The sequence below is a fragment of the Amycolatopsis sp. cmx-8-4 genome, from assembly GCF_046548675.1.
GTDB lineage: Bacteria > Actinomycetota > Actinomycetes > Mycobacteriales > Pseudonocardiaceae > Amycolatopsis.
The window spans coordinates 123470-149358 of sequence record NZ_JAEBDZ010000003.1; the positions used below are offsets into that span (position 1 = coordinate 123470).

General features: G+C 70.3%; 28 protein-coding genes. 10 read left to right on the forward strand and 18 right to left on the reverse strand.

The features are described 5' to 3' along the window. Nucleotides 1-102 precede the first annotated feature (102 nt). The 3 genes from ACLJQZ_RS06620 to ACLJQZ_RS06630 are packed head-to-tail and all read right to left on the reverse strand — an operon-like array spanning nt 103 to nt 2785. Complete coding sequence (locus ACLJQZ_RS06620; RefSeq protein ID WP_410619198.1) at nt 103-1707, reverse strand: hypothetical protein; 1605 nt, start codon at nt 1705-1707, stop codon at nt 103-105. A 59-nt stretch (nt 1708-1766) separates the two neighbouring features. Further along, nucleotides 1767-2219, reverse strand: a complete 453-nt coding sequence (locus ACLJQZ_RS06625) for a hypothetical protein (RefSeq protein WP_410619199.1) — start codon at nt 2217-2219, stop codon at nt 1767-1769. Further along, nucleotides 2216-2785 carry a hypothetical protein gene (locus ACLJQZ_RS06630; protein WP_410619200.1) on the reverse strand — a complete coding sequence of 190 codons (570 nt, stop codon included), beginning with the start codon at nt 2783-2785 and terminating at the stop codon, nt 2216-2218. The genes ACLJQZ_RS06625 and ACLJQZ_RS06630 overlap by 4 nt, the downstream gene beginning before the upstream one ends. Nucleotides 2786-3030: 245 nt before the next feature. Between ACLJQZ_RS06630 and ACLJQZ_RS06635 the strand changes: the two genes are divergently transcribed. Next, nucleotides 3031-3708, forward strand: coding sequence for a cytidylyltransferase domain-containing protein (locus tag ACLJQZ_RS06635; RefSeq protein WP_410619201.1), 678 nt, complete (start codon nt 3031-3033; stop codon nt 3706-3708). Between the two features lies 1 nt (nt 3709). On the opposite strand, the gene neuC is transcribed toward ACLJQZ_RS06635, so the two are convergent. Continuing rightward, nucleotides 3710-4840: a UDP-N-acetylglucosamine 2-epimerase gene (gene neuC, locus ACLJQZ_RS06640; RefSeq protein ID WP_326945631.1), complete on the reverse strand. Its 1131-nt coding sequence runs from the start codon at nt 4838-4840 to the stop codon at nt 3710-3712. Then, nucleotides 4833-5897: an N-acetylneuraminate synthase family protein gene (locus tag ACLJQZ_RS06645; protein WP_410619202.1), complete on the reverse strand. Its 1065-nt coding sequence runs from the start codon at nt 5895-5897 to the stop codon at nt 4833-4835. Before ACLJQZ_RS06645 ends, neuC begins: the two co-directional genes overlap by 8 nt. An 89-nt stretch (nt 5898-5986) precedes the next feature. Between ACLJQZ_RS06645 and ACLJQZ_RS06650 the strand changes: the two genes are divergently transcribed. The 3 genes from ACLJQZ_RS06650 to ACLJQZ_RS06660 are packed head-to-tail and all read left to right on the forward strand — an operon-like array spanning nt 5987 to nt 8667. Then, nucleotides 5987-6940 (forward strand): ABC transporter permease, encoded by a 954-nt coding sequence (locus ACLJQZ_RS06650; RefSeq protein ID WP_410619203.1) that lies wholly within the window; start codon nt 5987-5989, stop codon nt 6938-6940. A gap of 3 nt (nt 6941-6943) precedes the next feature. Continuing rightward, nucleotides 6944-7759: an ABC transporter ATP-binding protein gene (locus ACLJQZ_RS06655; RefSeq protein WP_247059962.1), complete on the forward strand. Its 816-nt coding sequence runs from the start codon at nt 6944-6946 to the stop codon at nt 7757-7759. Further along, nucleotides 7759-8667: a glycosyltransferase family 2 protein gene (locus ACLJQZ_RS06660; RefSeq protein WP_326945628.1), complete on the forward strand. Its 909-nt coding sequence runs from the start codon at nt 7759-7761 to the stop codon at nt 8665-8667. The genes ACLJQZ_RS06655 and ACLJQZ_RS06660 overlap by 1 nt, the downstream gene beginning before the upstream one ends. 4 nt (nt 8668-8671) lie before the next feature. Here ACLJQZ_RS06660 and ACLJQZ_RS06665 read toward each other — a convergent pair whose 3' ends face one another. The 9 genes from ACLJQZ_RS06665 to ACLJQZ_RS06705 form a co-directional block, all read right to left on the reverse strand. After that, nucleotides 8672-9640: a hypothetical protein gene (locus tag ACLJQZ_RS06665; RefSeq protein WP_410619204.1), complete on the reverse strand. Its 969-nt coding sequence runs from the start codon at nt 9638-9640 to the stop codon at nt 8672-8674. Then, a complete protein-coding gene (locus ACLJQZ_RS06670) occupies nt 9637-10017 on the reverse strand; it encodes a hypothetical protein (RefSeq protein WP_410619205.1) in 381 nt (126 codons plus the stop codon). The genes ACLJQZ_RS06665 and ACLJQZ_RS06670 overlap by 4 nt, the downstream gene beginning before the upstream one ends. 22 nt (nt 10018-10039) lie before the next feature. Then, a complete protein-coding gene (locus ACLJQZ_RS06675) occupies nt 10040-11371 on the reverse strand; it encodes a hypothetical protein (protein WP_410619206.1) in 1332 nt (443 codons plus the stop codon). Next, the gene (locus tag ACLJQZ_RS06680) at nt 11371-12189 is read right to left on the reverse strand and encodes a WXG100 family type VII secretion target (RefSeq protein WP_410619207.1); all 819 of its coding nucleotides are present in this window, start codon (nt 12187-12189) and stop codon (nt 11371-11373) included. Before ACLJQZ_RS06680 ends, ACLJQZ_RS06675 begins: the two co-directional genes overlap by 1 nt. A 13-nt stretch (nt 12190-12202) precedes the next feature. Beyond that, nucleotides 12203-12700: a YbaB/EbfC family nucleoid-associated protein gene (locus ACLJQZ_RS06685; protein ID WP_410619208.1), complete on the reverse strand. Its 498-nt coding sequence runs from the start codon at nt 12698-12700 to the stop codon at nt 12203-12205. 102 nt (nt 12701-12802) lie between these two features. Next, a complete protein-coding gene (locus tag ACLJQZ_RS06690) occupies nt 12803-14350 on the reverse strand; it encodes a hypothetical protein (protein ID WP_410619209.1) in 1548 nt (515 codons plus the stop codon). Nucleotides 14351-14359: 9 nt separating this feature from the next. Then, nucleotides 14360-14929 (reverse strand): DUF3558 domain-containing protein, encoded by a 570-nt coding sequence (locus ACLJQZ_RS06695; RefSeq protein WP_410619210.1) that lies wholly within the window; start codon nt 14927-14929, stop codon nt 14360-14362. 6 nt (nt 14930-14935) lie between these two features. Further along, the gene (locus ACLJQZ_RS06700) at nt 14936-15382 is read right to left on the reverse strand and encodes a hypothetical protein (RefSeq protein ID WP_326945619.1); all 447 of its coding nucleotides are present in this window, start codon (nt 15380-15382) and stop codon (nt 14936-14938) included. Between the two features lie 130 nt (nt 15383-15512). After that, entirely contained in the window at nt 15513-16277 is a 765-nt protein-coding gene (locus ACLJQZ_RS06705) for an ESX secretion-associated protein EspG (RefSeq protein WP_410619211.1), read from the reverse strand. 141 nt (nt 16278-16418) lie between these two features. Between ACLJQZ_RS06705 and ACLJQZ_RS06710 the strand changes: the two genes are divergently transcribed. Continuing rightward, on the forward strand, nt 16419-16664 hold the full coding sequence (locus ACLJQZ_RS06710; protein ID WP_410619212.1) for a hypothetical protein: 246 nt from the start codon (nt 16419-16421) through the stop codon (nt 16662-16664). Nucleotides 16665-16717: 53 nt separating this feature from the next. Here ACLJQZ_RS06710 and ACLJQZ_RS06715 read toward each other — a convergent pair whose 3' ends face one another. Then, nucleotides 16718-18637: a glycosyltransferase gene (locus tag ACLJQZ_RS06715; RefSeq protein ID WP_410619213.1), complete on the reverse strand. Its 1920-nt coding sequence runs from the start codon at nt 18635-18637 to the stop codon at nt 16718-16720. An 8-nt stretch (nt 18638-18645) separates the two neighbouring features. After that, nucleotides 18646-19116 carry a GtrA family protein gene (locus ACLJQZ_RS06720; protein ID WP_410619214.1) on the reverse strand — a complete coding sequence of 157 codons (471 nt, stop codon included), beginning with the start codon at nt 19114-19116 and terminating at the stop codon, nt 18646-18648. Between the two features lie 125 nt (nt 19117-19241). On the opposite strand from ACLJQZ_RS06720, the gene ACLJQZ_RS06725 reads away from it, so the two are divergent. From ACLJQZ_RS06725 to ACLJQZ_RS06745, 5 genes are all read left to right on the forward strand, one after another. Next, a complete protein-coding gene (locus ACLJQZ_RS06725) occupies nt 19242-20612 on the forward strand; it encodes an FAD-binding oxidoreductase (RefSeq protein WP_326945615.1) in 1371 nt (456 codons plus the stop codon). Further along, nucleotides 20609-21364, forward strand: coding sequence for a decaprenylphospho-beta-D-erythro-pentofuranosid-2-ulose 2-reductase (locus tag ACLJQZ_RS06730; RefSeq protein ID WP_326956319.1), 756 nt, complete (start codon nt 20609-20611; stop codon nt 21362-21364). Before ACLJQZ_RS06725 ends, ACLJQZ_RS06730 begins: the two co-directional genes overlap by 4 nt. A 101-nt stretch (nt 21365-21465) precedes the next feature. Continuing rightward, nucleotides 21466-22086 carry a VC0807 family protein gene (locus tag ACLJQZ_RS06735; RefSeq protein ID WP_410619215.1) on the forward strand — a complete coding sequence of 207 codons (621 nt, stop codon included), beginning with the start codon at nt 21466-21468 and terminating at the stop codon, nt 22084-22086. A 50-nt stretch (nt 22087-22136) separates the two neighbouring features. Further along, nucleotides 22137-22748 (forward strand): VC0807 family protein, encoded by a 612-nt coding sequence (locus ACLJQZ_RS06740; protein WP_410619216.1) that lies wholly within the window; start codon nt 22137-22139, stop codon nt 22746-22748. After that, a complete protein-coding gene (locus ACLJQZ_RS06745) occupies nt 22745-23251 on the forward strand; it encodes a YceI family protein (protein WP_410619217.1) in 507 nt (168 codons plus the stop codon). The genes ACLJQZ_RS06740 and ACLJQZ_RS06745 overlap by 4 nt, the downstream gene beginning before the upstream one ends. 149 nt (nt 23252-23400) lie before the next feature. Here the strand turns inward: ACLJQZ_RS06745 and ACLJQZ_RS06750 are convergent, their stop codons facing one another. Together ACLJQZ_RS06750 and ACLJQZ_RS06755 are read right to left on the reverse strand one after the other, a co-directional pair. Then, nucleotides 23401-24918, reverse strand: coding sequence for a hypothetical protein (locus tag ACLJQZ_RS06750; protein ID WP_410619218.1), 1518 nt, complete (start codon nt 24916-24918; stop codon nt 23401-23403). Nucleotides 24919-25020: 102 nt separating this feature from the next. Further along, nucleotides 25021-25866 (reverse strand): hypothetical protein, encoded by an 846-nt coding sequence (locus tag ACLJQZ_RS06755; protein ID WP_410619219.1) that lies wholly within the window; start codon nt 25864-25866, stop codon nt 25021-25023. Between the last annotated feature and the right edge of the window lie 23 nt (nt 25867-25889).

The following is a 25889-nucleotide window of genomic DNA, read 5'->3' on the forward strand; positions in this document are numbered from 1 at the left end:
GCGGAGACGCTATGCAAGAGTTGATCAGTAGGTCAATCTGCCTGACGCGGAGTTAACTCGAATGTTGTAACTCAGAGACAAGGCGACCTTACTCCGAGTGGTCTAGCGTCGGGGGCAGACCGCCAGCTCACCCGCAGGCAGGGCGCGATCGCAGTCGAACCGGCCGCGCAGCCGCGTCGCGACGTCCGGCGGGAGGCGGTCGACCGCCAGCCAAGAGGACTGGACCACCAGGTACTGGGCGGCGGTCCGCTCGATGCACGCCAGGTTCTCCCGGTAGCTCTCCAGGCCGCGCACCGCCGGGACGTAGGTGCCGCGCTGCACGAACACCGGCGCCGGGTACCGGCAGTCGGCCGGGTTGCCGAAGAAGTACGCCATATCGCCGAACGCCAGGTAGAGCACGGTGGCATCCGGGCCGATCCGCGCCCGGACCGGTTCGAACAGCCGCTCGTCGAGCCGCGCGGCCGCCACCCGTCCGGAATTCGTGTAGTCGGCGTGGATCGCGTCGAACGAGTAGGGCGCGCTCGGCCACACGGGCACGACGAGGACAGCGACCGCGCCGAGTACCGCCACCACCGGCCAAGTCCGCCGTCGATCCACGAGCCCGACCAGCGCCACGGCGACCACCGACGCGACCAGCGCCGCGTAGACGATCGTCCCGTGTTCGAGACGCCACTCCGTTGTCGCAGCCGAAACGATCGGCGCGCCGATCCCGAGCGCGACCGTCAGCAGCACGAGCGCGCGGGGCGGGCCGCCGTGCTCGGCGGACCAGCGCGCCACGGCGAGCCCCCACAGCGCCGCGGCGAACGGAACCAGCGCCGCGAGGTGGTACTGGAACCACTGCCCCTGGATCACCACGGCCGCCAGCACCACGCCCACGGCGACCGCCGGCAGGACGACCCACGCCAGGCGGGCACGACGTCCCGGCGCCAGCCGCGCCAGCACCACGACGCTCACCGGGAGAAGCGCCAGCATCGGGACGGTCAACGCCTCGTTCAGCACGGTCCCGGCCAGCGCTCGCGCGTCGCTCCACAGCAGGCCCCGGCTGAGCGGGCTCCCGCCGTTGAGGCTGGACAGCTCGCCGAACCACCGCCACTCCCGCGGCTCGACCAGCACGGTCAGGCCGAACAGTCCGAGACAGATCGGCAGGCCGAACGCGCCGGTCAGCAGCGCGCGACGCCGATCGAGGACGGCGAGCGCGCCGAGCGCCACCAGCGCGGTCGGCACCGTCGTGTACTTGACCAGCACAGTCAACGCCAGTAGCACGCCTCCGGCCGTGGCCGCGAGCAGCGGCCGGCGGATCAGGAGCGCAGCCCCGACGGCGCCGGCCGCGAACACCGCGGCCAGCCACTCCGGCTGCAGGAAGTCCCAGTTCGGGGCCAACGCGAGCGCGAGCCCCGTCATCGCGGCGACAGCCGTCGCCTCACCGGCCGGGCGGCACCGCGCCAGACCCGCACGCAACAGCACCGTCACCAGCAGCACGACGAGCAGGGCCAGCACCCGCACGACCGCTTCCCGCACGGGGATCGGCAGGGAACCGCCGACGTCCCCCAAGGCCAGCACCACCCGGTAGGCCATCGGCCGGTGCACGAAGACCTCGGCCGGCGAGAAGCCCGCGCGACCGGCTGTCTCGAGCGTGCCGAGGACGAACCGGACGTCGTGGTCGAGCCCGGTCCAGGCGACGGTCAGGGCGAGCGGGACCAGGAGCAACAGTCCCCACGGAAGCAGCGCCCTCCGGGATCCGGTGGGCGCCGCGACGTCGTTTCGGCTCAGTTGCTCACCTCGGGCCGCGCTGCGAGGGACTCCTCCAGCCGCGCCAGCCGCTCTTCGTACTTCGAGATCGCCGACAGCCGAGCCCGGATCCTGGCGTGCTCGGCGCGAACCTGGTCGGCTTCGTCCGGCGCGTATTCGAGCTTGTCCGCCGGCCGGGCGACCGAGCCCGGCCGCTCGACGGCCGCGACCCGCGCTTCGAGGGCCGCGAGGTGCGGCGCCAAGCGGCGCTGCTCGTCGTACAGCCACTTCACGTGACCGTCGAGTTCTTTGGTGCACTTCTCGACGTCCTGGCGCAGTGCCGCGATGTCCCCGTGGAGCGCGTCGAGCTCGGGCCGGATCCGGTCGAGGGCGATGTTCTCGATCCGCGGCCGCACCTTCGCGACCACCGGCCGGCCGACCGCCCGAGCGAGCTCTTTCGCCCGCGAGAGCGCCCCCTGCAAATCACTCACTGCACTATCTCGATTCTTCCGGAGTCACGCCAGGCACTCAGCAGCCGGGATTCCGCGTCGAGGCGGTGCTCGGCCGTCACGCCGACCTTGCCGCCCCAAGCGTGCTCGAAGTCGGTCTGGTCGGGTCGTTCGATGATCGACACGCCGGTGAGCCGCACCACCGCGTCGGGGAACAGCTGCTTGCACAGGTAGGTCACGAGGGTGCCGGTCGTGGCCCACACGTGCTGGTCCGTCGAGAGCCCGAGCAAGTGCGAGAGCGGCTGTACGAACCGCCGGTTGGAGATCGGCACGAACCCGAGGTCGGCGGGCCACCAGTCGGGCAGCGTCTCCGGCTCCCAGAAGAGCCGGCCCGGCTCCGCGAGCAAGTAGAGGCGCGAGGTGTAGTCGGCGAAGGTGTACGGCGAGACGATGACCCCGCGGTGGACCACCACGACGTCGGTGCGGGTGCCGTAGGCCGGCTCGGCGTCCGGCTCGTCCAGCGCGAACGTCGTCATCCGGAATACCAGGTCGCTGTCGTCGATCAGCGCGGCGCGCTCGGCGTCGGGTGCCATCGGCGCGTTCCCCACGACGGCGATGGTGCCGACCCGCTGACCTCGAGCGTAGGAAAGCAGCAGTTCCCGAAGCATGTGACCCGTATCACTCTCACCGAGCCGTCCGGACGTCTCATCTTTGAACTGAGTCCGATTCATTGCTTCCTCACCGACATGTCCGGAGCTGCCGACCCCGCCAGTAACCGGGCCGCCGTCAGGCGGCAGTTGAGCAGACGGACAATAGCCGACAGACCACCGTCGTCACCCGGAAGGGGTGCACTGTGACCGCGCTGGCCATCGTCCCGGCTAGGGGCGGCTCCGTCGGGCTACCGGGCAAGAACCTGGCGCTCTTCCAGGGCCGCCCGCTGGTCGCGCACACGGTGCACACCGCCGTCGCGGCCGGGATCACGGACGTCGTCGTCACGACCGACGACGCCGAGATCGCCGCCGCGGTCGCCGAAGGCGCCCGGACCGTTGAACGCCCGGCCCACCTCGCGGACTCGGCCAGCAGGACCCTCCCGGCGGTCCTCCACGCCCTCGACGCCCTCGACGTCCCGGACTCGACCCTGGTCCTGCTGCTCCAGCCCACGTCGCCGCTGCGGACGGCGGACGACATCGCCGAGTGTCTGGACATCCACGCCGACCGGCCCACCGGCTCCGTCGTGCAGATGTGCCGGACGGCCGAACACCACCCGCTGAAGGTGTGCCTGGAGACGCCGGACGGCGGCATCGCGCCGGTGCGGGACTGGTCCGACCTCGAGGCACCGCGGCAGACGCTGCCCGTCGTACTGCGCCCGACCGGCGGGATCTACCTGGTGCGAGCCGGGGACCTGCGTACGCACGAGCGGTTCTTCATCCCCGAGGTGCGACCGCAGTTCGTGCCGGTCGAGCGGGCGATCGACATCGACTCCGCGGCCGATCTCGTGCTAGCCGAGGAACGGGCGGCCGCCCGCCGCTGACTCAGCGGTCGACGAAGGCCTTGTACAGCGAAGGCCGCCAGATCTCGTCGCCTTCGAGCAGTTCGACGATGCGCCGGTGGGCACCCGGTTCGCCGAACGCGGTATCGGGCTCGCAGCGGCCCATCGCCCGGGCCTCGGCGATCCCGGCCGAGACGGCGTCCGCGGTCGGCTCGACCGTCAGCACGCTGGGCGCGACCGCGCGGTTGCGCTGCCGCGTACCGACGGTGACCGACGGGGTGCCCAGCACCGGCGCCTCCCGGACGCCGGCGCTCGAGTTCCCCAGCACGACCGCCGCGTTCTTCATCAGGGTGACGAAGTATTCGAAGCGCATCGACGGCAGCCGCACGAACCGCGGGCCGGCGAGGCGGTCGAGCTCGCTGCGGATTTCGCGGCAGCCCTCGTCGTTGTTCGGGTCGATGACGACCCAGTTGCCTTCGGCGAGGACCGCGTCGACCACGGCGGCCGCGTTCCGCCGGTTGAGGTCGCGTTCGGTGGTGACCGGGTGCAGCGCGAGCAACCCGTAGTCGGTGAACGGGATCTCGTAGTGCCGTCGCACCTCGTCGAGGTCGGGCAGCCGCGCCGACGTCAGGACGTCCACTTCGGGGCTGCCGACGACGAAGATCCGATCCTCTTCCTCGCCGAGTTGCAGCAGCCGCCGGCGGGCCTGCTCGTTGGCGACCAGGTGCACGTGGGCGTGCTTCGACAGCGAGTGCCGGATGACGTCGTCGATGGTGCCGCTGACCTCGCCACCTTCGATGTGCACGACCCGGACGTTGGCCAGGGACCCGACGATCGCGCCCGCAAGCGCCTCGACGCGGTCGCCGTGCACGACGATCGCGGCGGGCTGCTCCTCGTGCACCAGCCGGGCCAGCGCCTGGACGGTGTTCGCGAGCACGAGCGCCATCGGCTCGTCTTCGATCTGGTTCGGGATCAGGTGCAGCCGCTCCAGCCCGGCCAGCTCGATCTCGCGCACGGTGTAGCCGTAGCTGCGCAGCATGTGCATGCCCGTGACGACGATCCGGGCCGACAGCACCGAGCTCTTCTGCACGGCGAGCATGACGTCCCGGAGCTTCCCGAAGTCGGCGCGGGTCCCGGTGAGGAAAAGGACCTCACGCCGCCCGGGCTCAGCCAAGGTCCGCCCAGCTCACCTGCGTGTTCGCGGGGAGCGCCCGCGTCGCGACCCGGCCGAGCAGGCTCTCGAAGTCCTTGGCCTTGATCTCGCCGGTGCCGGGCCGCTTGACCCAGATGTTTTCGGTGCTGAGCGACTCGCCTTCGGCGACGTCCTTCGTGGTGACCACGCAGGCGTAGGCGAAGTCGATCGTCGGCTGCTCCTCGGCGAGGATCTGCTTCGAGCCACCGCGCGCCGCGTGGATCAGCCGCGAGCCCGCCACGAGCTCCTTGAACTCGGCCGGGGTCGAGGACACCGGGATGTCCGGACCCGGCCAGCTCATGTCGGACGTGAAGTGCCGCTCCAGCACGGAGGCGCCGAGCGCGACCGCGCCCAGGCAGGGGTAGATGGTGGTGGTGTGGTCGGAAAGCCCGAGTTCGGCGTCCGGGAACGCGGCGTGCAGCTCGGCGAGCGCGCCGAGGCGGACCTGCTCCGGCGGCGTCGGGTAGAGCGAAGTGCAGTGCAGCAGCGCGAACCCGACCCCGGCCGCGCGCAGGATCTCGACGGCGGGGGTGATGGACGCGACATCGTTCATCCCGGTCGACAGGATGACCGGCTTGCCGAACGAGGCGACGTGCCGGATCAGCGGGTAGTTGTTGCACTCCCCCGAGCCGATCTTGAAGCCGGCGACGTCCAGCTCGGCCAGCCTGTCCGCGGCCGCGCGCGAGAACGGCGTCGACAGGAAGACCAGCCCGCGCTCCTCGGCGTGCGCCTTGATCTCGCGCTCGTCCTCGGCGGTGAGCGCGACCCGGTTCATCATGTCCCAGATCGGCTCGTCGGCGTTGCCGGGCACGACGTCGTTCGGGATCATCTCGTCGTCGACCACGTGGGTCTGGATCTTGACGACCTGGACGCCGGCGTCCGCGGCGTCGTCGACCATCTTGTGGGCCTTCTTGGGGTCACCCTCGTGGTTTATGCCGATCTCGGCGATCACGAGAGGCGGGTGGTCGGCACCGACCGGGTGCTCGCCGAGCATGAACATGAAAACCTCCGGGTCGCTGCGTGGCTGCGGTCCGTCCACGACCTTAGCCCGTGCCGTACCGGACCCCGGCGGCCCGACCCGAGTGCCCTACCAATGGGGCCGCTCATCCCATCGGTACCCTCGTCCACGTGCATGCCACCAGCACGGTTCAGGCCGCGGACTCACCCGTAGCGACGTCGGCACCGCCGAGGTCGGACAGTAAGACGTTCGCGCGAGCCATAGCCGACATCAAGGCCGGTTTCTCCGCCCGCGAGCTGTGGGGTCACCTCGGCTGGCAGGACATCAAGCAGCGCTACCGCCGGTCGGTGATCGGGCCCTTCTGGATCACGATCAGCCAAGCGGTCATCGCGCTCGGGCTCGGGCTGTTGTACTCGCAGCTGTTCCACTCGCCCATCGAGGTGTTCCTGCCCTACCTGAGCACCGGCTTCATCCTCTGGGGCTTCATCAGCGGCTGCCTGGCCGAGGGCATGGAGACGTTCATCGCCAACGAGGGGATGATCAAGCAGCTTCCGGCGCCGCTGAGCGTCTACATGCTGCGCACCGTGTGGCGCCAGACGCTGCTGCTCGCGCACAACATGATCGTCTACGTCGTCATCCTCGTGATCTTCTTCGGCGCGCTGGACAACCCGTATTCGCTGGGCTCCGCGGACGGCCTCTGCCGCGCGGACCTGTACTGCCACCCGGGCCTGAGCTGGAACATCCTGCTCGCGATCCCCGGCTTCGTCCTGCTGGCGCTGAACGCGGGCTGGGTGACGCTGCTGCTGGGCATCATCTCGACCCGCTTCCGCGACATCCCGCAGGTCATCAACTCGCTGATCCAGCTGCTGTTCTACGGCACGCCGATCGTGTGGCCGGTCGACCAGCTGCTCGGCGGCGGGGCTCGCGCGAGCATCTCGTGGGTGCTGCCGATCATCCAGCTGAACCCGCTGTACCACTTCATGCAGGTGGTCCGCGCACCGCTGCTCGGCCAGTCGTTCACGGCGGGCAACTGGATCGTGGTCGGCTCCATCACCATCGTCGGCTGGGCGCTCGCGCTCGTCGCGATGCGCAATTACCGTGCCCGCGTCTCCTACTGGGTGTGACACATGGTCTCCATTGACGTACAGAACGCCTTCGTCGACTTCCCGATCTTCGACGCGAAGACCCGGTCGATGAAGAAACGCGTCCTCGGCAAGGTCGGCGGCAAGATCGGCACCGACACCAAGGTGCCGATCATCGAGGCCCTCCACGACGTGACCCTCAATCTCCGCGAGGGCGACCGGGTCGGCCTGGTCGGTCACAACGGCGCGGGCAAGTCCACGCTGCTGCGGCTGCTCGCCGGGATCTACGAGCCCACCCGCGGCTCGTCGCGGATCACCGGCAAGATCGCGCCGGTCTTCGACCTCGGCATCGGCATGGACCCGGAGATCTCCGGCGAGGAGAACATCATCATCCGCGGCCTCTTCCTCGGGATGACGGCCAAGGAGATGGAGAAGCGGGTCGACGACATCGCCGAGTTCACCGAGCTCGGCGACTACCTGCAGATGCCGCTGCGGACGTACTCCACGGGTATGCGCGTGCGGCTGGCGCTCGGCGTCGTCACCTCGATCGACCCGGAGATCCTGATCCTCGACGAGGGCATCGGCGCGGTCGACGCGGCGTTCCTCAACAAGGCGCGCGACCGCCTCAAGGACTTGGTGAAGCGCTCGGGCATCCTGGTGTTCGCCAGCCACTCGGACGAGTTCCTGTTCGAGCTGTGCGACTCGGCCCTCTGGATGGACGAGGGGCACCTCAAGCAACAGGGTTCGCTGCGGGACGTCCTCACCGGGTACAAGGGCCGCGACCCGTTCATGGACATGAGCCAGGAAACGCTGCAGCGCCTGGGCATCGAGCCGGTGGCGACGACGAACGGCGGGGAATGATGGCCAGCGAGACCCAGCAGCTGCCCGACGGCGCGGTCGTCGGCGTGGTCGTCACGCGGCACCGGCGCGAGCTGCTCGCGGACTCGCTGAAGGTCATCGCGGCCCAGACCCGCCCGGTCGACCACCTGGTCGTCGTCGACAACGGGCCGGACAACTCGGCTCGCGAGGTCGTCGAGAACTACCCGCTGCCCCACACGTACCTGCCGTCGCACCGGAACCTCGGTGGCGCCGGCGGGTTCGCGCTGGGCATGCTGCACGCCCTGTCGCTGGGCGCGGAGTGGGTCTGGCTGGCCGACGACGACGGCCGCCCGGCCGACGAGAACGTGCTGGCGATCCTGCTGGAGGAAGCGGAGAAGCGGGGCCTGGCCGAGATTTCCCCGGTGGTGTCGAACATCGACGCCCCGGAGAAGCTCGCGTTCCCGCTGCGCCGCGGCCTGACGTGGAAGCGGTCGCAGTCCGAGCTGGGCGTCGACTTCCTGCCGGGCATCGCGTCCCTGATGAACGGCGCCCTGTTCCGGGCGTCCACTTTGGACGTCGTCGGCGTGCCGGACCTGCGCCTGTTCTTCCGCGGCGACGAGGTCGAGCTGCACCGGCGGCTCGCCCGCTCGGGCCTGCCGTTCGGCACGTCGCTCAAGACGAAGTACCTGCACCCGGACGGCTCCGACGAGTTCAAGCCGATGCTGGGCGGCAAGTTCCACGCCCAGGACCCGGAGAACGAGGTCAAGCGGTACTACACGTACCGCAACCGCGGCTACCTGTTGTCCCAGCCGGGAATGCGCAAGATCGGTGCGCTGGAGGTGCTCCGCTTCGGCCTGTACTTCGTGGGCGTGAAGCGCGACCCGAAGGCGTTCCTGGCGTGGCTGAAGCTGGTCCGCCAGGGCCGGGCGGAGAAGTTCTACCGCTACTAGCTTTTCAGCCGCGGTATGCGCCTTCGATCGGCACGGGTTCGGCTTCGGTCCGGACGTCGGTGAGTTCGGCGGCCGGCACGGTCTGCCGCCAGACGCGGTAGTCCACCTCGACGAGCCCGAGGTCGCGGGCGAGCAGGTAGTCCTCGTCGACCAGGTGCAGGTCGGCGTTGTCCCGCCCGCGGCCGAGGACCTCGAAGGTGCCGCCGCGCCACCGGCACAGCGTCCGCACGAAGGTCAGGTCGTCCAGTTCGACCTGCTCGACGACCTTCATCCGGAAGCCGTAGGTCTCGGTGAAGTCGGCCGGCGCGGCCGCGCCCGGCAACGGGTGCAGCACGACCCGGCCCGCACCGGCGAACTCGGCGTCGAAGTCGCCTCCGCGGTACCGGGCGGTGTAGCCGCGGCGCACCAGCGGCGGTAGCGGTACGGGCGGTGGGAAGAACGCGGCTTCGCCGAAACCGTCCTTCTGGTCGGGGATCCAGCCGACCTTCCGGCTGTGGTACTGCGCCAGCCGCGCCTCGCCTTCGTCGCGGCGGACGACCAGTTCCGCACCGGCCGGGATCTCGACGAGCCGCAGGACGTACTCGGGCAACGGGTGGTCGACCCCGGGGAAGTACCCGGTCCCGAGGAACGGCGGCGGGTAGACCCGCGCCACCCCCAGCTCGGCCGCGATCTCCCGGTCCGACGAGCCGTAGGAGGTGCGGAACGGGAAGGTGTGGCCGGCCGCGAACTTGAGCAGGTGGAGAGCGTCGAGCGAGCCCCATCCGGGAATCTTGGCCAGCCCGTAGTTCCGGAGAGCGGCGGCCGCGTCGAGCTCGGCGACGTCCTCCGCGCGTCCGGCGAACCCCTGGACCCGGTGGGGTTCGAAGCGCCCGGGGACGATGACGTTCCCCAGGTAGAGCCCGACGAGCCCGGGCTTGACCGGCAGCTGGACGACAGTGCCGCCCGCGAGACCGGCGGGAGCGTCAGGACTCATCGGGTTCCTTCTGTCGTCGGATGGTCGGTGCGAACCTCATGGATGTCGGTCACCATGTGCTTCGGCACCAAGGCTTCATAAGTGAACCGGTCCATCTGCTGGAAATGCACCTCGGGGTGTTCTTCCGGCTTGGCCCAGGTATCGGCGAGCCAGTGACCATCGCCCTTTCCCACCACACCGATGAAGAACTCGCCGTCCTCTTCGTTGTAGACCTCGAACCGGTGATCGAGAAAGGTGCCGTACGTGCGCACCGTGTACCACTCGTCCAGGTCTGCGATCGCCACTTCCTGGTCAGGAACCCCTTCGCGTCGCAGCATCACCCGGTCCGGAGGCCGCTCCGACACCGAAAAGACCGAACCCCGGTACACCCCGGACACCCGGGGGGAGATCCTCCTCGACTCAGGCACCCGCCCCTCCTCGTCCACGTACGTCGAACCACCCTCGTCCGTCCAAGTACACCCCGGCCAAGGATTCCGTCCCGTCCGCGTGCACGAAGTACATCTCGGCACGGCCGCCGTAATCCGCCCGGGTGTGCAGCCATTCCGGTACGCCTCCGCCGGTGTAGCCCGTGCCGAGGAACGGTGGATCCCACGGGCGCGGCGCCGGCTGTCCGGACAGGACCTGCATGTCGTGTGCGGACCCGGTATCCGTGCCGCCGTAACTGATCTCCATCGCACCCGCGTCACGAGAAGCGGGGAACCTGAGCTGGTAGGCCTGGGGCGCATTGGCTTCGATCGGTGTCCACCCCGCCCCTTGGTCATCGAGCGCCAGCTTGGTCCGGAACTCCGCGGGCGTTCCGTACTGTGCGGTGTCGCTGCCCCGAGCGACCGAACCACCGACCTGCGTGGGGTCGAACACCTTGGTGTCGCCGGTGCTCAGCTCCACGTACCTGGTCTTGTTTTCCAACGTGGCTTCGCCCATTTCGGGCTTCACGACCTTCGTCATGATCTCGCCCGGGTTCGCGTGCAGCTCGTTGCGCACCGCGACGATCTCCGCGCGCTGGGCCGGGGTCAGGTTCGCCGTCGGCTGCAGGGTCATCGCCAGGTGGCGGTCCGGGTCGTAGCCCAACCGGCTTGCCGCGCCGCGGATCTGGTCGTCCGTGGACGTCGGGCGGGGCTGCATCGAGTCGCGGGTGTACTGGCCGCGCAGCTCGTCGTCGGTGGCGTGGTGGCCCTGGTTGTTGTGCATGCCGCCGGGGTCGTCCGGTGGGCGGGGCGGGTTCGCACCGGGCGGTGGGGTTCCGCCGCCACCCGAACCGCTCGCCGCGGTCTTCTCCGTGGGCGCGTCGACGCGCTTGCCGGCGGCGGTCATCGTGTCCGCCGCGTTCGCCTCGGTGGTCTGGTAGTGCTCGCGGACCGCCTTGGTGCGGGTGCCGGCGTCCTCGACCGCCTTGCCCGCGCGGGTGACGTGCTCCTTGGCCGCCGAGACGGTGGTGTTGAGCGTGCCGGTCATGGTGGAGCCGACCAGGCCCATCGACTGGGCGCCGAAGTTCGCGCCGGAGACGGTCCGGCCGACCGCGTGCACCTTGTCCTTCGTCCGGCCGAGGTGGCCTTCCATGGTGCCCAGGGACTCCGTGTGCAGGGCGTAGCCGCCGCCGTGGCCGCCACCACCCGTCGTCGGACGCGGCTCGGTGGGGTGCGGGCTCGACGTCTCGTGGTGCGCCGGCGAGACGTCCGGAGTGTGGTGCGGGGTGCTCGTGTGGTGCGGGGTGCTGGTGTGGTGGGTCGCCATCACGCCTCCGCCGGCTGCTGGGTCTCGTACGGCTTGGCGGCCTGGTACGCGCCCGTCGCGAGCCCGCCGACCGTGGAGAACCGGTCGAGGCCCGTGGTGAGCTTCTCCATGGCTTCGAGGAGCTTGGCCAGCCGCCCGCCTTGGCGCGCGAAGCCTTCGAGGAGCTTGCTGATCTTGCCGGCGATCTTCGACGCCGTCGCCGCGGCGCGGGCCGACGCGACCCCGCAGAACGCGGCGATCGAGCCGCCGAAGGTGCACACCGCCGAGGCCGCCGCGATCAGCGCGTCCCGGATCAGCTCGGCGATCACCGACGAGATCAGCCCGAAGACGATGCCGCGCAACGTCGTGACGAGCATGCCGGAGATGCCGGCCACCGCGGCCGTCCCGTCGAGCGTCTTGCCGAGCGACTCCAGCTCCTCGGCCATCTTCGTGAGGCTGTCGCGGTAGGCGTCGGCGGCCTGGCCGGTCCATTCGGCGACGCTGCGCAGGTCGTCCCGGTGTTCCTGGGCGAGCGTGTGCATCTCGGCCGCGGCGGACTTGAGCTGGTCGACGTTCGCGTTGATCTCGTCGGGGTTGCCGAGCAGGGCGTCCAACGGCTCGCGCAGGAAGCTGATGTGCTCCAGCAGCCAGCCGACGCCGGCGTTGAGGACGGCGCCGAGCGGGTCGATGGCGGCGCCGACGGTGTCGACGACCGCGCCGGCCGCGCTGATGGAGACGTCGAGGACGCGCTGGCCCTCGGACTCCGAGTCGGCGGTGACGGAGTCTACGAGCCCGGCGTAGGTGTCGAAGACACCGGCCCCGGAAGTGGCGGTGGTCATGTCCGAAGTCCCCTCAGTCGCGGCGCATGATCGCGGAGCCGCCGAAGTCGTCATCGTCGTCGCGCGGCGGGCGCGTCGGACGGCGTGGCGGTGGCGGTGGCGTTTCCGGCTCTTCGTGCTGCCAGAGCCGTCGCTCGCGGATCGGCTCGGGCGCCGGCGGCTCCTCGGGTTCCGCCGACGGGACGTAGCCGGTGACCATGTGCATGGCCTCGGAGTCCCCGCCCAGCGGCGCGAACGCGGCCGCGACGTTGACCGCGGCGTCGCGCTGCGCCCTGCGGGCGAGCTTGAGGATCTCCTCGGCGAGCTTGGCCCCGGACTTGCCGGCGACCGCGGCGTCGGTGAGCCGCAGGTCGGTCAGCGAACCGTTGGGCGCGACCCCGACGTGGATCGTCCCGTCGGGCGAAGCGACGGTCGTGCCGGCGGCCTCGAGCCCGACGCGGAACTCTTCGGCCTTCTCGCGGACGTCGGCGATCTTCGTCTCGAAGTTCGCCAGCCATTCCTCAGGTGTCATCCCGGCCTCCCCGCAGTCCGACGCGCGGGGAAGGTTACTGGTTCCGTGACCAGCGTGGACGCGAAACGCCCCACACCAGGTGCGGGGCGTTTCGCGTCGCTGTTATTCGCCGATGACCGGCGGGGCCGTGCGCATGTCGGTGCCGAAAACCTCGTCGGGGTCGCCCTCGACCAGGTACGTCGGGCGCGAGTGCTCCGTGTCCTCGTCGCCCTCGCCCTTCTGGCCGCGGCCCATGCCGCCCGCGCCCATCCCGCCGCGGCCCGCTGCGCCACTGCCCGAGCCGAGGCCGCCCATACCGCGCCCCGCGGCCGCTTCGGCCGCGCCGATGCCACCCGGCCGGGCCGCACCCGAGGCGGCGCCCGCGCCGGTCGCGCTGCCGGAGCCCGAGCCACCAGGGCCGAAGCCGGAACCGCCCCGGCCACCGCCGCCCGCTCCGCCGCCGAGCTTGGAGTTGTAGGCCTCGTCGCCGCCGAAGCCGCCACCCATGCCGCCGCCCATCGGCATCGGGCTCATCGGCATGCCGCCCATGGAGGTGTTCGGGTTCCCCGCCGACCCGGTCGGCACGGCCCCCGGCTGGAAGCCCGACGGCGTGGTGGTCCCGGCCGGCAGGATCCCGGCGCCCGTGGTCGAGCCGGGCCCGGAGATGTGCGGCGTGACGTTGGGGCCGGGGACGTTGCCGCCGGTGAAGTTGCTGCCGGTCGAGTTGTTGCCGGTGGAGTTGTTGCCGGTGGAGTTGTTGCCGTTGCTGCCGCCTGGCGTGTTCACCGAGCCGGAGCCCGGCATGGTGACGCCGGAGGGGTTGTTGATCCCTTCCTTGTCGCCACCGCCGGTCGGGTCACCGGTGCCGCCCCCGGTGCTGAAGCTGGGCGGCGGCGCGAAGGCGGGCTGCTTCGACGCGGCCTCGTAGAGGTTCTTGTCGTAGGTCGACATCACACTGGCGGCCTGGTCGTGCGCCGCCTGGCTGTCCTTCTGCTTCTGCAACGACTTGTCGACGTTGTCCGGCAGGCTGAAAGGGTTGGACGTCGCCCAGTTCTTCATCTCGTCGGTCCAGCTGAACGGGATGGGGGCGGGCATCGAGTTCTTGGCCGTGGAGGCGGCTTGGCCCTGGTCGTAGATGGTCTCCGAGGCGAGCTTCGCGTTCTGCGAGTTGGCGTCGGACCACTTGCCGAGGCTGGTGAAGTAGGACTGCGCGTTCTCCGCGGCAGGCCCTTCCCAGGTGCCTTTGGAGGAGTTGACGGCGGTGTTCATCGACGTGGCGAACTTGTCGAAAACCTGGTGGACCTGGTGGTACGCGGTCGAGACATCGGAGACCTGCTCGACGTTCAGGTTGCTCTGCAGGTACGCCTGGAGCTGAGCGTGGTCGCTGCCCTTGTAGTCCGCGTTCGGCGCGTTCAGGCCGGAGACGTAGTCGACGTCGCGGCCCTTGGTGGCCTCCGCGACGTTCTTGTCGCCCATCTCCTGGGACTGGTTCTTGGCCTGCTGCTGGGCGATCCACTGCTGGAGCGGCCCGAAGAGCCAGTTGCCGGGGTCGACGCCTTCGTCGGCCTTCTGCTGGAGGTAGGCATCCCGGTCGGCGGGCGCCATGTCCTGGACCTGCTGCGGCGTCTTGTCCGGCGTCTTGGGCGCCGGAGGCTGCTGTCGCGTGCTCATCTGGGTCCCCTATCCCTTCGGCAACCGCGGCTCGACGATCTTCGTGGCCACGTCCTCGGCGAGCTGGCAGGCCCTCTCGACGGTGTTGACCGACGTGACGTTCACGTCCACTCGCGCCTTGTCCCCGACGCCGAGAGCGACCGTGCAGCCGAGCGGCGCGGTGCTGGACGCCTCTTTGGCCTTGCGGCCGTTCACCTGGAGGTCCTTGATGCCACCACCGGTGTCGACGACCGCGTCGAGCGGGACGTCGTCGCGGATGGCGGCGGTGATGGTCATGCCTTCTTCGCTCGCCGTGGTGGTCTTGTTCTCATAACCGCAGATCCGCGCTCCGCCGAGCTTTTTCTCCTCGGCGTCGCCGAACGTGCTGTACGGGCTGACGTCGGCAGCCGTCAGCAAAGTGCACGGTTCAAGAGCGGTAGTCGTGGCGCTGCTGGGGTCCGCGGTGCTCGAACTGTCGGAGGTCGGCGCGGCCGACTCCGAATTCGCCGGCGTGGCCGTGCCGTTCTGGGCGCTGGTGCAGCCGGCCAGCAAGAAGACGCCCGCGACGACGGGCAACGCAGCGCGTGCGAGGAGTTTCATCATTCCCTACGGCTTGGACTTCAGGCTGTCGAGAGCGGTGTTCTCAGCCTCGGTGTACTGACCCGCGGCCCGGGCCAGCGCCTCGTCGGCCTGCTTGGCCACCTCGCGGAGCTGGGACAGCGCAACGCCGGCAGAGCCTTCCGCGTCCGCCGCACCCTTCTGGTCGTGACTCGCGACGGTGTGACCGTACGGGTGGTTCCCCAGTTGCGGCGTCTGGTTCAGGACCACGACGTCCTTGTCCAAGTGGCGCAGGTCGGTGACCAGGTCGTTCAGCGCGTCACGGATCGGCTTCACGCCTTCGGGGGTGATCTTGAAACCGCCGCCCTTGGCGGCGTCGACCAGCTTTTGGGTCTCCGCGGTGACGCCCTTGATCGCCTCGCTCATGCTGCCCGAGGAGAGCGGGTTGACTATGTCCGCGAACGAGCCGCCACCGCCGCCGTCGGCTATCAACATCGCTGTTCCACCCCGTATCGCTTCGCCCGTGCGTGTGCACCCGGGAGTCTACTAGCCGGGTACCCTGCGCAACTGCCGTTCACCGATCTTCACCTGTGACGCGCGGCCGCCGCCGAAGGTTCCGCAGGGGTCAGAACTGGCCTTCGAGCTGGGCGTACAGCTGCTGGGCCAGGCGGGCGTTGTCGGCGGGGGCGTAGGTGATCCAGCGCTGGCCGTCGTCGGATCGGCGGGACGACATCAGCCAGCGGCCCTGCTCCGTGTCGAACCAGGCCAGCGGGGGGAACGTGCCGCCGCGGGTCTGGGCCGTGAACTGGCCGATGCGCTTCTTCGGCTCCTGGAAGACACGCTCGATCATCCGGACCTGCGGACCGCCGGCGCCGCTGTGCGAGCGCGGGCCGCTGACGCCGGCGAAGGGGTCGTACGCGTCGTCGCGCCGCTGCTGGCGGGGCTGCTCGGCCGGGCGCGAGATGGTGACCGACTGGCCGGGCGCGGCCGGGGTCAGCGGCAGCAGGTCGACGATCGCCGGGACGATGCCCGTCGGGCGGACCTCTTCGAAGACGATGAGGTTCTCGTCCTGCTTCGCGAGCACGGCGAACTGACCGTCGGAGGCGACGCGGGCGAAGAGCTGCTTGCCGCCCAGCTCGGCGACCGCGCTGATGGTCAGGCTGCCGCGGACGAAGGTGGCCAGCGCCAGCTCGACGTCCGCGTCGAGGCGCCCGCGCTGCCACAGCCCGCGCCCGGTGAGGTCGCGGACGACGGCGTCGCGGATCATTCCCCGCTGCTCGACGGTCGTGCCGACGTGCGGGACCTCGAACGGCGTCGGCGCGCGGCCGAGACCGAGGCGTTCGATCAGGATGTCCACCGCCGCCAGCGACAGCGAGAACGTGTGTGGCATCGCTTGCATCTCCCCCGCGGGTTTCAGATCTCCGGGAAACGGTAGTCCACCGCACGCGAGGACCGCAGCCGGACGGCGAAGCCGCTGCGCCCTCAGCGAACTCGCTTGCCGCGCGAAGATCGCCGCTGGTCCGATGGGTGCATGGCTGACCAGAAACCCGCACTCGTGCTGCACCTCGCCACCGGCGGCGAGCCGCTGCTGTTCGCACTGACCGTCGAAGAATCCGGGAAGCTGGCGGGCAAGCTCCCCCAGCTGGTGAAGTCCGCCGCGGTGGACACGGTGACCACCAAGAACGACGCCGAGGTGACGATCAACTTCGCCCACGTCGCCGCCGCCTACATCGACGACCTCAACCGGAAGACCAACATCTTCGGCATGCACACCTGACGCACGAAGGCCGCCTCACGACGCATCGTGAGACGGCCTTCGGGACACCTGGATCAGAGCTTGTACAGACGCTTCCAGTTCTCACGCGAGGTGAGTTCCGGCATGGCGCGCTTGTACTGCTCCTGCACCGCCGCGCCTTCCTTGCGCAGCCGCTGGACGACCTTCGCGCCGCGCTTGGCCAGGTCGAACATCTTGACCTTGTCGTAGGAACGGACGCGGACGCCTTCCTGGTTCGCGTCGGTGACGACCGCCGTGTCGAACAGGGCGATGTGCCACCAGTTCGCCTCGTCGATCGGCACCGCGCCGAGCCCGAAGCGGCTGCGGCCGAGCACCCGGTCGAGCACGCGCTTGATCAGCACCAGGCGCTGCATGCTGGGCCGCGGCGCGCTGTTGATGATGCCGATGTCGTTCGACGCGATCCCCGGCACGTCGGTGGCCTTGTGGCGCTTGGTCTCCGGGTACTGGTCCCGGATCCGGCGGATCTCCTTCATCGCTTCCACGCCACCGTCGCGCAGGACTTCAGGGCCTTCGAGGAAGTCCTCCACGGCCTTGATCAGCGTCGCCGACAGGCCGTACTGCATCCCGAGCAGGTACCGCACCAGCTGGGCCAGCAGCACCCGGGAGAGCAGGTTCAGGTTGAACGGCGAGTGCAGCGCGGCGGTGATGATGGAGTTGCGCAGGTTGAAGTAGCGGTGCCACTCGTCCCAGTCCTTCATGTGGAAGTCCGCGTGCCACACCCCCGCCCCCGGCAGCGTCACCGTCGGGAAACCGTGGGCGCGGGCCCGGTAGGAGTACTCGGCGTCGTCCCACTGGAAGAAGAACGGCATCGGGTACCCGGTGGCCTGCACCACCTCGTACGGGATCAGGCAGGACCACCAGCCGTTGTACCCGGCGTCGAGACGGCGTTCCTGCCGGTTCGGCTTCAGCGTCTCCTCGTCCACCCCGAGCAGGTCCGCGGTGGTCAGCGAGTGCTCGACCGGCTGACCGGGCTCGAGGGTGTTGAGGCGGGCGTATTCGGCGCCGACGTGGAGCTGGTTGGGGTGGAACAGGTTCAGCATCTGCCCGCCGACGATGATCGGGTTGGCGGCGCGGTTGGAGAACGCCGTCATCCGGATCACCAGGTCCGGCTCCAGCAGCACGTCGTCGTCCATGAACAGGACGTTGGCGTGGGCGGTGGCGGTGTGCCCGGCGACCTCGTAGAGGCCGCGGGTGAACCCGCCGGCGCCACCGAGGTTCGGTTGCTTGATGTAGTGCAGTTTCTCCCCGAGGTCCTTGACGACCTGGTCGAACCCGTCGCGGGATTCGACGAGGTCGGTGCCCTGGTCGGCGACGTAGATCGCGTCGAGGGTGTCGAGGGAGGAGACGTCGGCGGCCAACGCTTGCAGGTTCTTGAGGCAGTCGTCGGCGCGGTTCATGGTGCAGATGGTGACCGCGGTCGGGCGGATCGTCTCGGGGGCTTCGACGGTCCAGCGGACCTGCTCCACGCGCAGGGTCTGGCCGCCTTCGGTTTCCAGGTCCAGCCAGAGGGCGCCGCCGTCGTAGAACTTGTCCAGCTTCCCGGTGAGGGCGATTTTGTGCTGGGTGACGTCGGTGACCTGCTCGGCCTCGATGACCCGCGGTTCCCCTTCGACGTCGGAGGCACCCATCGACAGCAGCCCGGTACCGGTGACGACGGCCTCGACCGAGACTTCGGTGACGGTGGTCCAGCGCTGCCAGTAGGACGCCGGGAACCGCCCGAAATACGTGTTGCCCGAGACCTTGGAGGCGGGCTCGAGGCTGATCGCCGCACGCTCCCGCACGGCCGAGCCCCACTCGAGCTCGGCGTAGAGGTCCTTGCTGACGATCGGCGCCGGGCCGGCGTAGAGCCCGCGCTGCGCCGTCAGGCGACCCTGCGGAGTGTGCTCGGTGAACCGCGTCTCGGCGGCCGCGCCGGCTTGGGTGGTCGGCGCCGGGGTAGCTGTTTTACCGGGCATGAAGTTCCTCAGTTCTCCTCAGTCGACGGCTCGCGGAAGACGACCCACTTGAGCATCACGAAATTGATCACGGTGGCGGTGGCCTGCGACACGGCCCAGCACAGGGTGTGCTGCCACGCGGACTCCGGAAGCACCTGCAGCATCAGCTGGTTCACCCCGACCGCGACGAAGAACGTCACGGTGTAGAGCAGGACGAACGAGCCGACCTGCGTCTTCCCGTCGCGCCGCCCGCCGGAGAAGGTGAACTTGCGGTTCAGGAAGAACGCCGTGGTCGTGCCCACGATGAAACTGATAGCGCGCGCGATGTCGACCCACGGTGAAGCGGCCATCCCGGCCACCTGGGTCAGCAGCGTGTACGTACCCAGGTCGATCAGGGCGCAGAAGCCACCGATCAGGGCGAAGCGAATCAGCTGCCCGAGCAGTCCGATTGAGGACGGCTGCGCAGCTTGTACCTCAGCTTGCGGATCGGTCGCCACCACTGCTTTACCTCGTTGCCTGAGTCATGGTCACCCGCGCGGGCGCTTGTGCCTTGATGCGCAAAGTGTAGAAGCGAGCACTTCAGGGTCACGTTCCGGGCGTCGTTCGGCGTGGCTACCCTGGTCGGGTGACCCCAGGACTCGACACACAGCGTCGCACGCTCACGGGCTGGGCGCGGACGGCACCGACCACCGCCGACGTGCTGAGCACCGCAGACGTCGAAGTCATCGCGCGGGCCGTTACCCAAGCCGGCGAGCGCGGTGTCATCGCCCGCGGCCTCGGCCGCTCCTACGGCGACCCGGCGCAGAACGCGGGCGGCCTCGTCATCGACATGACGGCCCTGAACCGGATCCACTCGATCGACCCGGACTCGGCGCTCGTCGACCTCGACGCCGGTGTGAGCCTGGACCAGCTGATGCGCGAGGCGCTGCCGTACGGCCTGTGGGTCCCGGTGCTGCCGGGCACGCGCCAGGTGACGATCGGCGGCGCGATCGCCAACGACATCCACGGCAAGAACCACCACAGCGCGGGCAGCTTCGGCAACCACGTCGTGTCGATGGACCTGGTGACCGCGGACGGCAAGGTCCGCACGCTGACGCCGGAAGGCCCGGACGCCGAGCTGTTCTGGGCGACCGTGGCGGGCATCGGCCTGACCGGCATCATCGTCCGGGCCAAGATCCGGATGACCAAGACGGAGACGGCGTACTTCCTCGCCGACAACGAGCGCACGAACAACCTCGACGAGACGCTGGAGCTGGTCAGCAACGGCTCCGACGACAAGTACACGTACTCCTCGGCGTGGTTCGACACGATCTCCACCGGCTCGAAGCTGGGCCGCGCCGCCTTCGGCCGCGGTTCGCTCGCCAAGCTCGACGAACTGCCGCCGAAGCTGCGCGCCAACCCGCTGAAGTTCGACGCTCCGCAGCTCGCGACGCTGCCGGACGTCTTCCCGAACGGCCTGGCGAACAAGCTGACCTTCGGCACGATCGGCGAGCTGTACTACCGGAAGACGCCGAAGGAAGCCCACGGCGTCATCCAGAACCTGACCGCCTTCTACCACCCGCTGGACATGTTCGGCGAGTGGAACCGGGCCTACGGCTCCAAGGGTTTCCTGCAGTACCAGTTCTCGACGCCGCTGGGCGCGGCCGAGCCGCTCGAGAAGATCGTCAAGAAGATCGCCGAGTCGGGGCACGTCTCCTTCCTCAACGTGTTCAAGCGGATGGGTGAGGGCAACGCGGCGCCGCTGTCGTTCCCGCACCCCGGCTGGATGGTCTGCGTCGACTTCCCGATCAAGGACGGGCTCAGCCGGTTCTGCCAGGAGCTCGACGACGACGTCCTCGAACTCGGCGGGCGGCTGTACACCGCGAAGGACTCGCGCACCTCGCCCGAGACGTTCGCGAAGATGTACCCGCGGCTCGAAGAGTGGCGCAAGGTTCGCGCCGCCGTGGACCCCGAAGGCGTTTTCGCCTCTGACATGAGCCGGAGGCTCGCACTGTGATCGACGCCGTTGGCAACCCCCAGTCCCTGCTGCTGCTCGGCGGCACCTCCGACATCGCCCTGGCGATCGCGGAGAAGTACCTGGCCGAGAAGCCGCTGCGGGTCGTGCTCGCGGCCCGGCCCTCGCCGCGGCTCGACGCGGCCGCGCAGCGCCTGAAGGACAAGGGCGCCGAGGTCGCGACCGTCGACTTCGACGCGAAGGACCTGGCGTCGCACCCTGGCGTGCTGGACAAGGCGTTCGAAGGCGGCGACATCGACGTCGCGGTCGTGGCGTTCGGCCTGCTCGGCGACGCCGAGGAGCTCTGGCAGGACCACGCGAAGGCCGTCGAGCTGGCGACCGTGAACTACTCGGCCGCGGTGTCGGTCGGCGTCGCGCTGTCGGAGAAGCTCAAGGTCCAGGGCCACGGCACGGTGATCGCGCTGTCGTCGGTGGCCGGTGAGCGCGTCCGGCGGTCCAACTTCGTCTACGGCTCGACCAAAGCCGGTTTCGACGGCTTCTACCTGGGCCTCGGCGAGGCGCTCGCGCCGCACGGCGCGAAGGTGACCGTCGTCCGCCCCGGGCACGTCAAGACGAAGATGACCGAGGGCATGAAGGACGCCCCGCTGGCGCAGACCGCCGAGCAGGTCGCCGAGATCGCCGTCTCGGCCGCGCGCTCGGGCAAGGACCTGGTCTGGGCGCCCGCGCCGTTCCGCCTGGTGATGTCGGCGCTGCGGCACGTCCCGCGGCCGATCTTCCGCAAGCTCCCCATCTGAGATCTCTCCTGGGGTCTCCACCCGCGGGTGGAGCCGGATTTCCATCCGCGCCCGACCCGTGAGCCGATGTGTCGTGACGGCCGTCGAAACAGACTGTCGTCATGACGAACACCTCGAGTGACCGCGCCAGGCTGACGATGCTCCTGCGCGACGTCGCGCTCCCGATGGCCCTGTTCTACGTCCTGCGCTCCTTCGACGTCGACGCGCTGTGGGCGCTGCTGGTCAGCGCGCTGCCGCCGGCGATCCGCTCCGGGTACGTCCTGGTGCGGCACCGCCGGATCGACCCGATCGGCGCGTTCGTGCTGGCCATGCTCGTGGTCAACGGCGCGGTGGCGCTGATCTCCGGCGACCCGCGGCTGCTGCTGGTCCGCAGCGCCTGGGTCGGGCTGCTGCTGGGCGGGCTGATGCTGGGGAGCCTGGTCGTCGGACGGCGGCCGTTCCTGTTCCGGGCGATCTGCACGCTCCAGCCGGCCCGCGCCGCCGAACTCAAGGCCGGCTGGGCCGCCGACGAGGGCTTCCGGCAGCTGTGGCGCACGGTGACCCTCTGGTGGGGCGTGGGCGGCGTGCTGCTCGGCTGCGCCGTCGTGGTGCTGGCGTTCACGCTGCCGGTCGACGTCGTGCCGTTCCTCGACACCGCCCTGACCGTCGGCTGCCTGCTGCTCGGCGTGAAGCTCACCCGGAAGCGGTTGATCGCCGGCATCAACCGGACGGTGGATGCGTAGGAGCCAGGTCGACGATGGCCCCGGCGCGACCCGGCCGCGAGGCTCGGGGCATGGGGAAATCGCTCGTCGCGCTGCTCTGCGACATCGCCGCGCCGGTCGGCGGGTACTACCTGCTGCGGGCGTTCGACGTCGCGCCGATCTGGGCGCTGGCGTTCAGCGGCCTCCCGCCGGCGCTGCGGATGCTGTACCTGGCGCTGCGGCACCGGCGGGTCGACGGCATGGGCTTGTTCGTGCTGTTCGTCGTCGCGATCGGGCTGGTGACGTCGCTGCTGACCGGCGACGCGCGGCTGCAGCTGGTCCGGAGCGCGTGGTTCAGCATCCTGTTCAGCGTCTGGATGCTGGCGAGCCTGTGGGTGGGCCGCCGCCCGACGACGTACCAGGCCGTGCTGGCGCTGGTGCCGCACCGCGCCGACGCGCTGGAGGCGCGCTGGGCGGACACGCCGTCCTTCCGCCGGGTCTGGCGCGTGCTGACGGTGATCTGGGGCGTCGGCGGGCTGGTGCACAGCGGGCTGAGCGTGGCGCTGGCGTACACGTTCCCGGTGGACAGCGTGCCCGGGCTCGATACGGTGCTGTCGATCGCGAGTTTCGTGGTGCTCCAGGTGGTCACCCAGGTGCTGCTCGCGCGGGAGGGCACGATGAACCGGATGTGGGCGCGCCGATGATCGAGATCCCGCCACCCGGCGAGTACCGGCTGGACCCGGCGCGGTGCCGGGTCGGCGTGTCCGGCACGCACCTGTTCGGCATGTCGACGGTGACCGGCGAGTTCCCGCTGGCCGGCGGCACGGTGCTCGTCGGCGATCCGGTCACGGCGTCGCTGGTGACGGCGGAGATCGACGCCACGGGCCTCGCGACCGGCGACCGGCTGCGCGACACCGAACTGCAGTCACGCCGCTTCCTGCACGGCCGCGAGCACCCGGTGATCACGTTCACCGAGGGCCACCCACGCCAGGACGGCGCGCGCTGGCTGCTGGACGGCGTCGTGACGGTCCGTGGGACGCCAGGCCGAGTCCAGTGCGAGATCGCCGCGGTCACGCTGACACCGGACGGCTTCACGGCCCGCGCGGCAACGGTCGTCGACCGCTTCGCGTTCGGCCTCACGTACGGCAAGCGCATGGGCGGCCGCGAGTTCACGCTCACCCTCGACGTCACCGCGCTGCGGAGCTGAGCTCACGGAGCGGGCCCCACCCCCGCCCTCCTCCAGGGGGGCGTGCCCAGTTCCAGTCTATCGGCGCCGGGCGGCGAAACCGGCTTCGAAGCCGCCGGCGGGCCGAGTTGTCCACATCTGCCGTCGCCTGGGGACAAAGCGCCGGCGGGTCAGCTCCCGGACGCCGGCGCGGGCATCAGGTAGAGGTTCTGCGGGCCCATCCACGGCGAGTCGATGCGCCAGCTCGCCAGCGCCGTCGACGGTGGCGCGTGGCGGGTCGTCGCCAGGACCAGCTGCGGGCTGATCGGGGCGACACTGTGGTCGAAGTTGTGGAAGTTGGCCTCGAGCAGCGCGCGGCCCAGCTCGCCGCTGCGGCGTTTCGTCTCGGCGATCGCCGGGTCGACCGCGCCGCGGTCGGAGAACTCGTCCACCAGCTCGCAGTCGCACGCGTACGCCAGCGCGCCGACCTCGCCCGCCGTCTCGACCGTGCGGCCGTGGGCGATCGCCGCCAGTTCCTGGCCGATCTCGCGGTACTCCGTCGTCGACGCGTGGTTGCTGGTGATCGGCGCGAACTGGCGCGGGACACCCGGCAGCACGTACACCGCGACGCTCGCGGCGAGCACCGCGCCGGCGCCGGTCCACGCGGCCTGCTTCGCCCGGTGCGGCGCCGCCGTGACGCAGGCGCCCAGGAAGATCGTCGCGCCGATGATGCTCGGCGCATAGTACCAGTGGTAAGGCGGCACGCCGAGTTGGCTGTAGGCGAGGTAGTGCAACGCGCCCGCGACGGCGAGCATCGCGAACGGCGTCAGGCGGCGGGCCGTCGCCGAGCCGCGGCGTAACTGGCCGAGCCAGAGCAGCCCGGTCAGGCCGCCGAGCAGCAGCGGCAGGAACGACAGCGTGGCCGCGGCCGGGAAGTTGCGCCAGTAGAGGAGCGGGCCGTTGGTGAAGCTGAACGGGCCCCACGACTGCTGGCTGATCTTGATGACCAGGGTGTCCGGCACGGCCGAGCCGAGCACCAGCCAGCTGAAGCCGAACCACGGGAGCGTCACGGCGAGGGCGCCGAAGACCGTCCGCCAGATGCCGTCCCAGAACTCGCGGCGGGCCAGGAACACCACGAGCGCGATGAGCAGCAGGTCGATCCGGACGAGCGCGAGCAGCCCGATCACGAGCCCCAGCCGGCCCGGCCGGCGCTCCCCCGCGTAGACGAGCGTCCAGACGACGCCGGTGGCGCCGAGCGCCACCTCCAGGCCGACCGACGACAGCAGCAGCGGGTTGACCAGCAGCAAGGCGAACGTCAGGGGCCCGAACGCCGGGGGCAGGCCGGCGCGCCCGGCCAGCCGGCGCAGCCCGAGCACGAGCCCCACCTGCGCGGCGACGAACACGATCCCGGCGGCCACCACGGCGTCGCGGACGACGAACGTGACCGCGGCGAGGGCCAGCACGTTCAGCGGGGACGTCGCGGTGTTCGCCGTGCCCTGCTCGATCAGGCCCCAGTGCGCGTGGAAGGCGAGGTTCTTGGCGTAGGACAGCGTGATGTACGTGTCATCGATCAGATGGCGGCTGACCAGGGCGAACACCACGGCGGACGCCACCGCGGCACCCGCCGGGAGGATCCACGGACGGGTGACGGGCCGAGCCACCGGCAGCGAACCGGTGGCCTCGTCGAGTTCTGCGGAGGCGCTTCGCATCACGAACACCGTACTCTGCTCGTGACGCGAACGTGATCTGACCGGTATCAAGTGACACCAGAGCCGCCACTTTCACGGCGAAAGTGACGGCTCTGGGGTGGGTCAGATACCGGCTCCGGAGCCGGTATTGCCGTCGGCGCTGCCGGAGTTGCCGCCGTTGGGGTTGCCGGGGTCGGGGTTGGTGTTGCCGGAGTTGCCGCCGCCGCGGTTGCCGAAGCCGCCGCGGCCGTCCATGCCCGGGCCGGCGCCCGGGCCGGAGTACTGGCGGTGGATGCCCGGACGGCCGTCGCGGGGGCCGCCGCCGTGGCTCGTGGCCGCCGCGATCCCGCCGACGATGCCGCCGCCGATCAGCAGGCCGAGCACCCCGACGGCGACGAGCTGGGTGGCGCGGTGCCCGACGAACCGGCGGAACCCGCCGGACTGCCGTGGCGCGGCCGCCGCGGGGGCGCCCCAGGCGCCGTAGCCCGGGCCGGGAGCCCCGTAGGCCTGCCCGGGGCCGGGCTGGGAGAGCTGCGGGGTGGGCGGGCCCTGCTGGCCGTGAGCGGCGGTCTGGTCGGCCGCCGGAGCAGTGCCAGGCTGGGCCGCGGCACCGGGCTGACCCGGGGCGGCCGCGGTCGGTTGCCCAGCGGAGGGCAGCGCCATTGTCGGCTGCCCGGATGACGGCTGCCCGGTGGCCGGTTGCGCGGCGGAGGGCTGCACGGGCATGGGCTGCTCGGCTCCCGCCTGTCCGGTCGCGGACGCGGCGGAGGGCTGCACGGCCGTCGGTTGCTCGGCCCCCGGCTGCCCGGCCGCGGCCGCGGCAGACGGCTGCGAGGCCGCGGACTGCTCGGGCTGAGCCGTGGCCGGTTGCTCAGCCGCACCGGCCTGGGCCGTGGGCTGTGCGGCGGCCGGTTGCTCCGCGCCCGCGTTCGGCGGGACCTGGTTCGGGTCGCGCGGCTGGTCGGTCATGGTCGCTCCTGTGGTCTACGGGG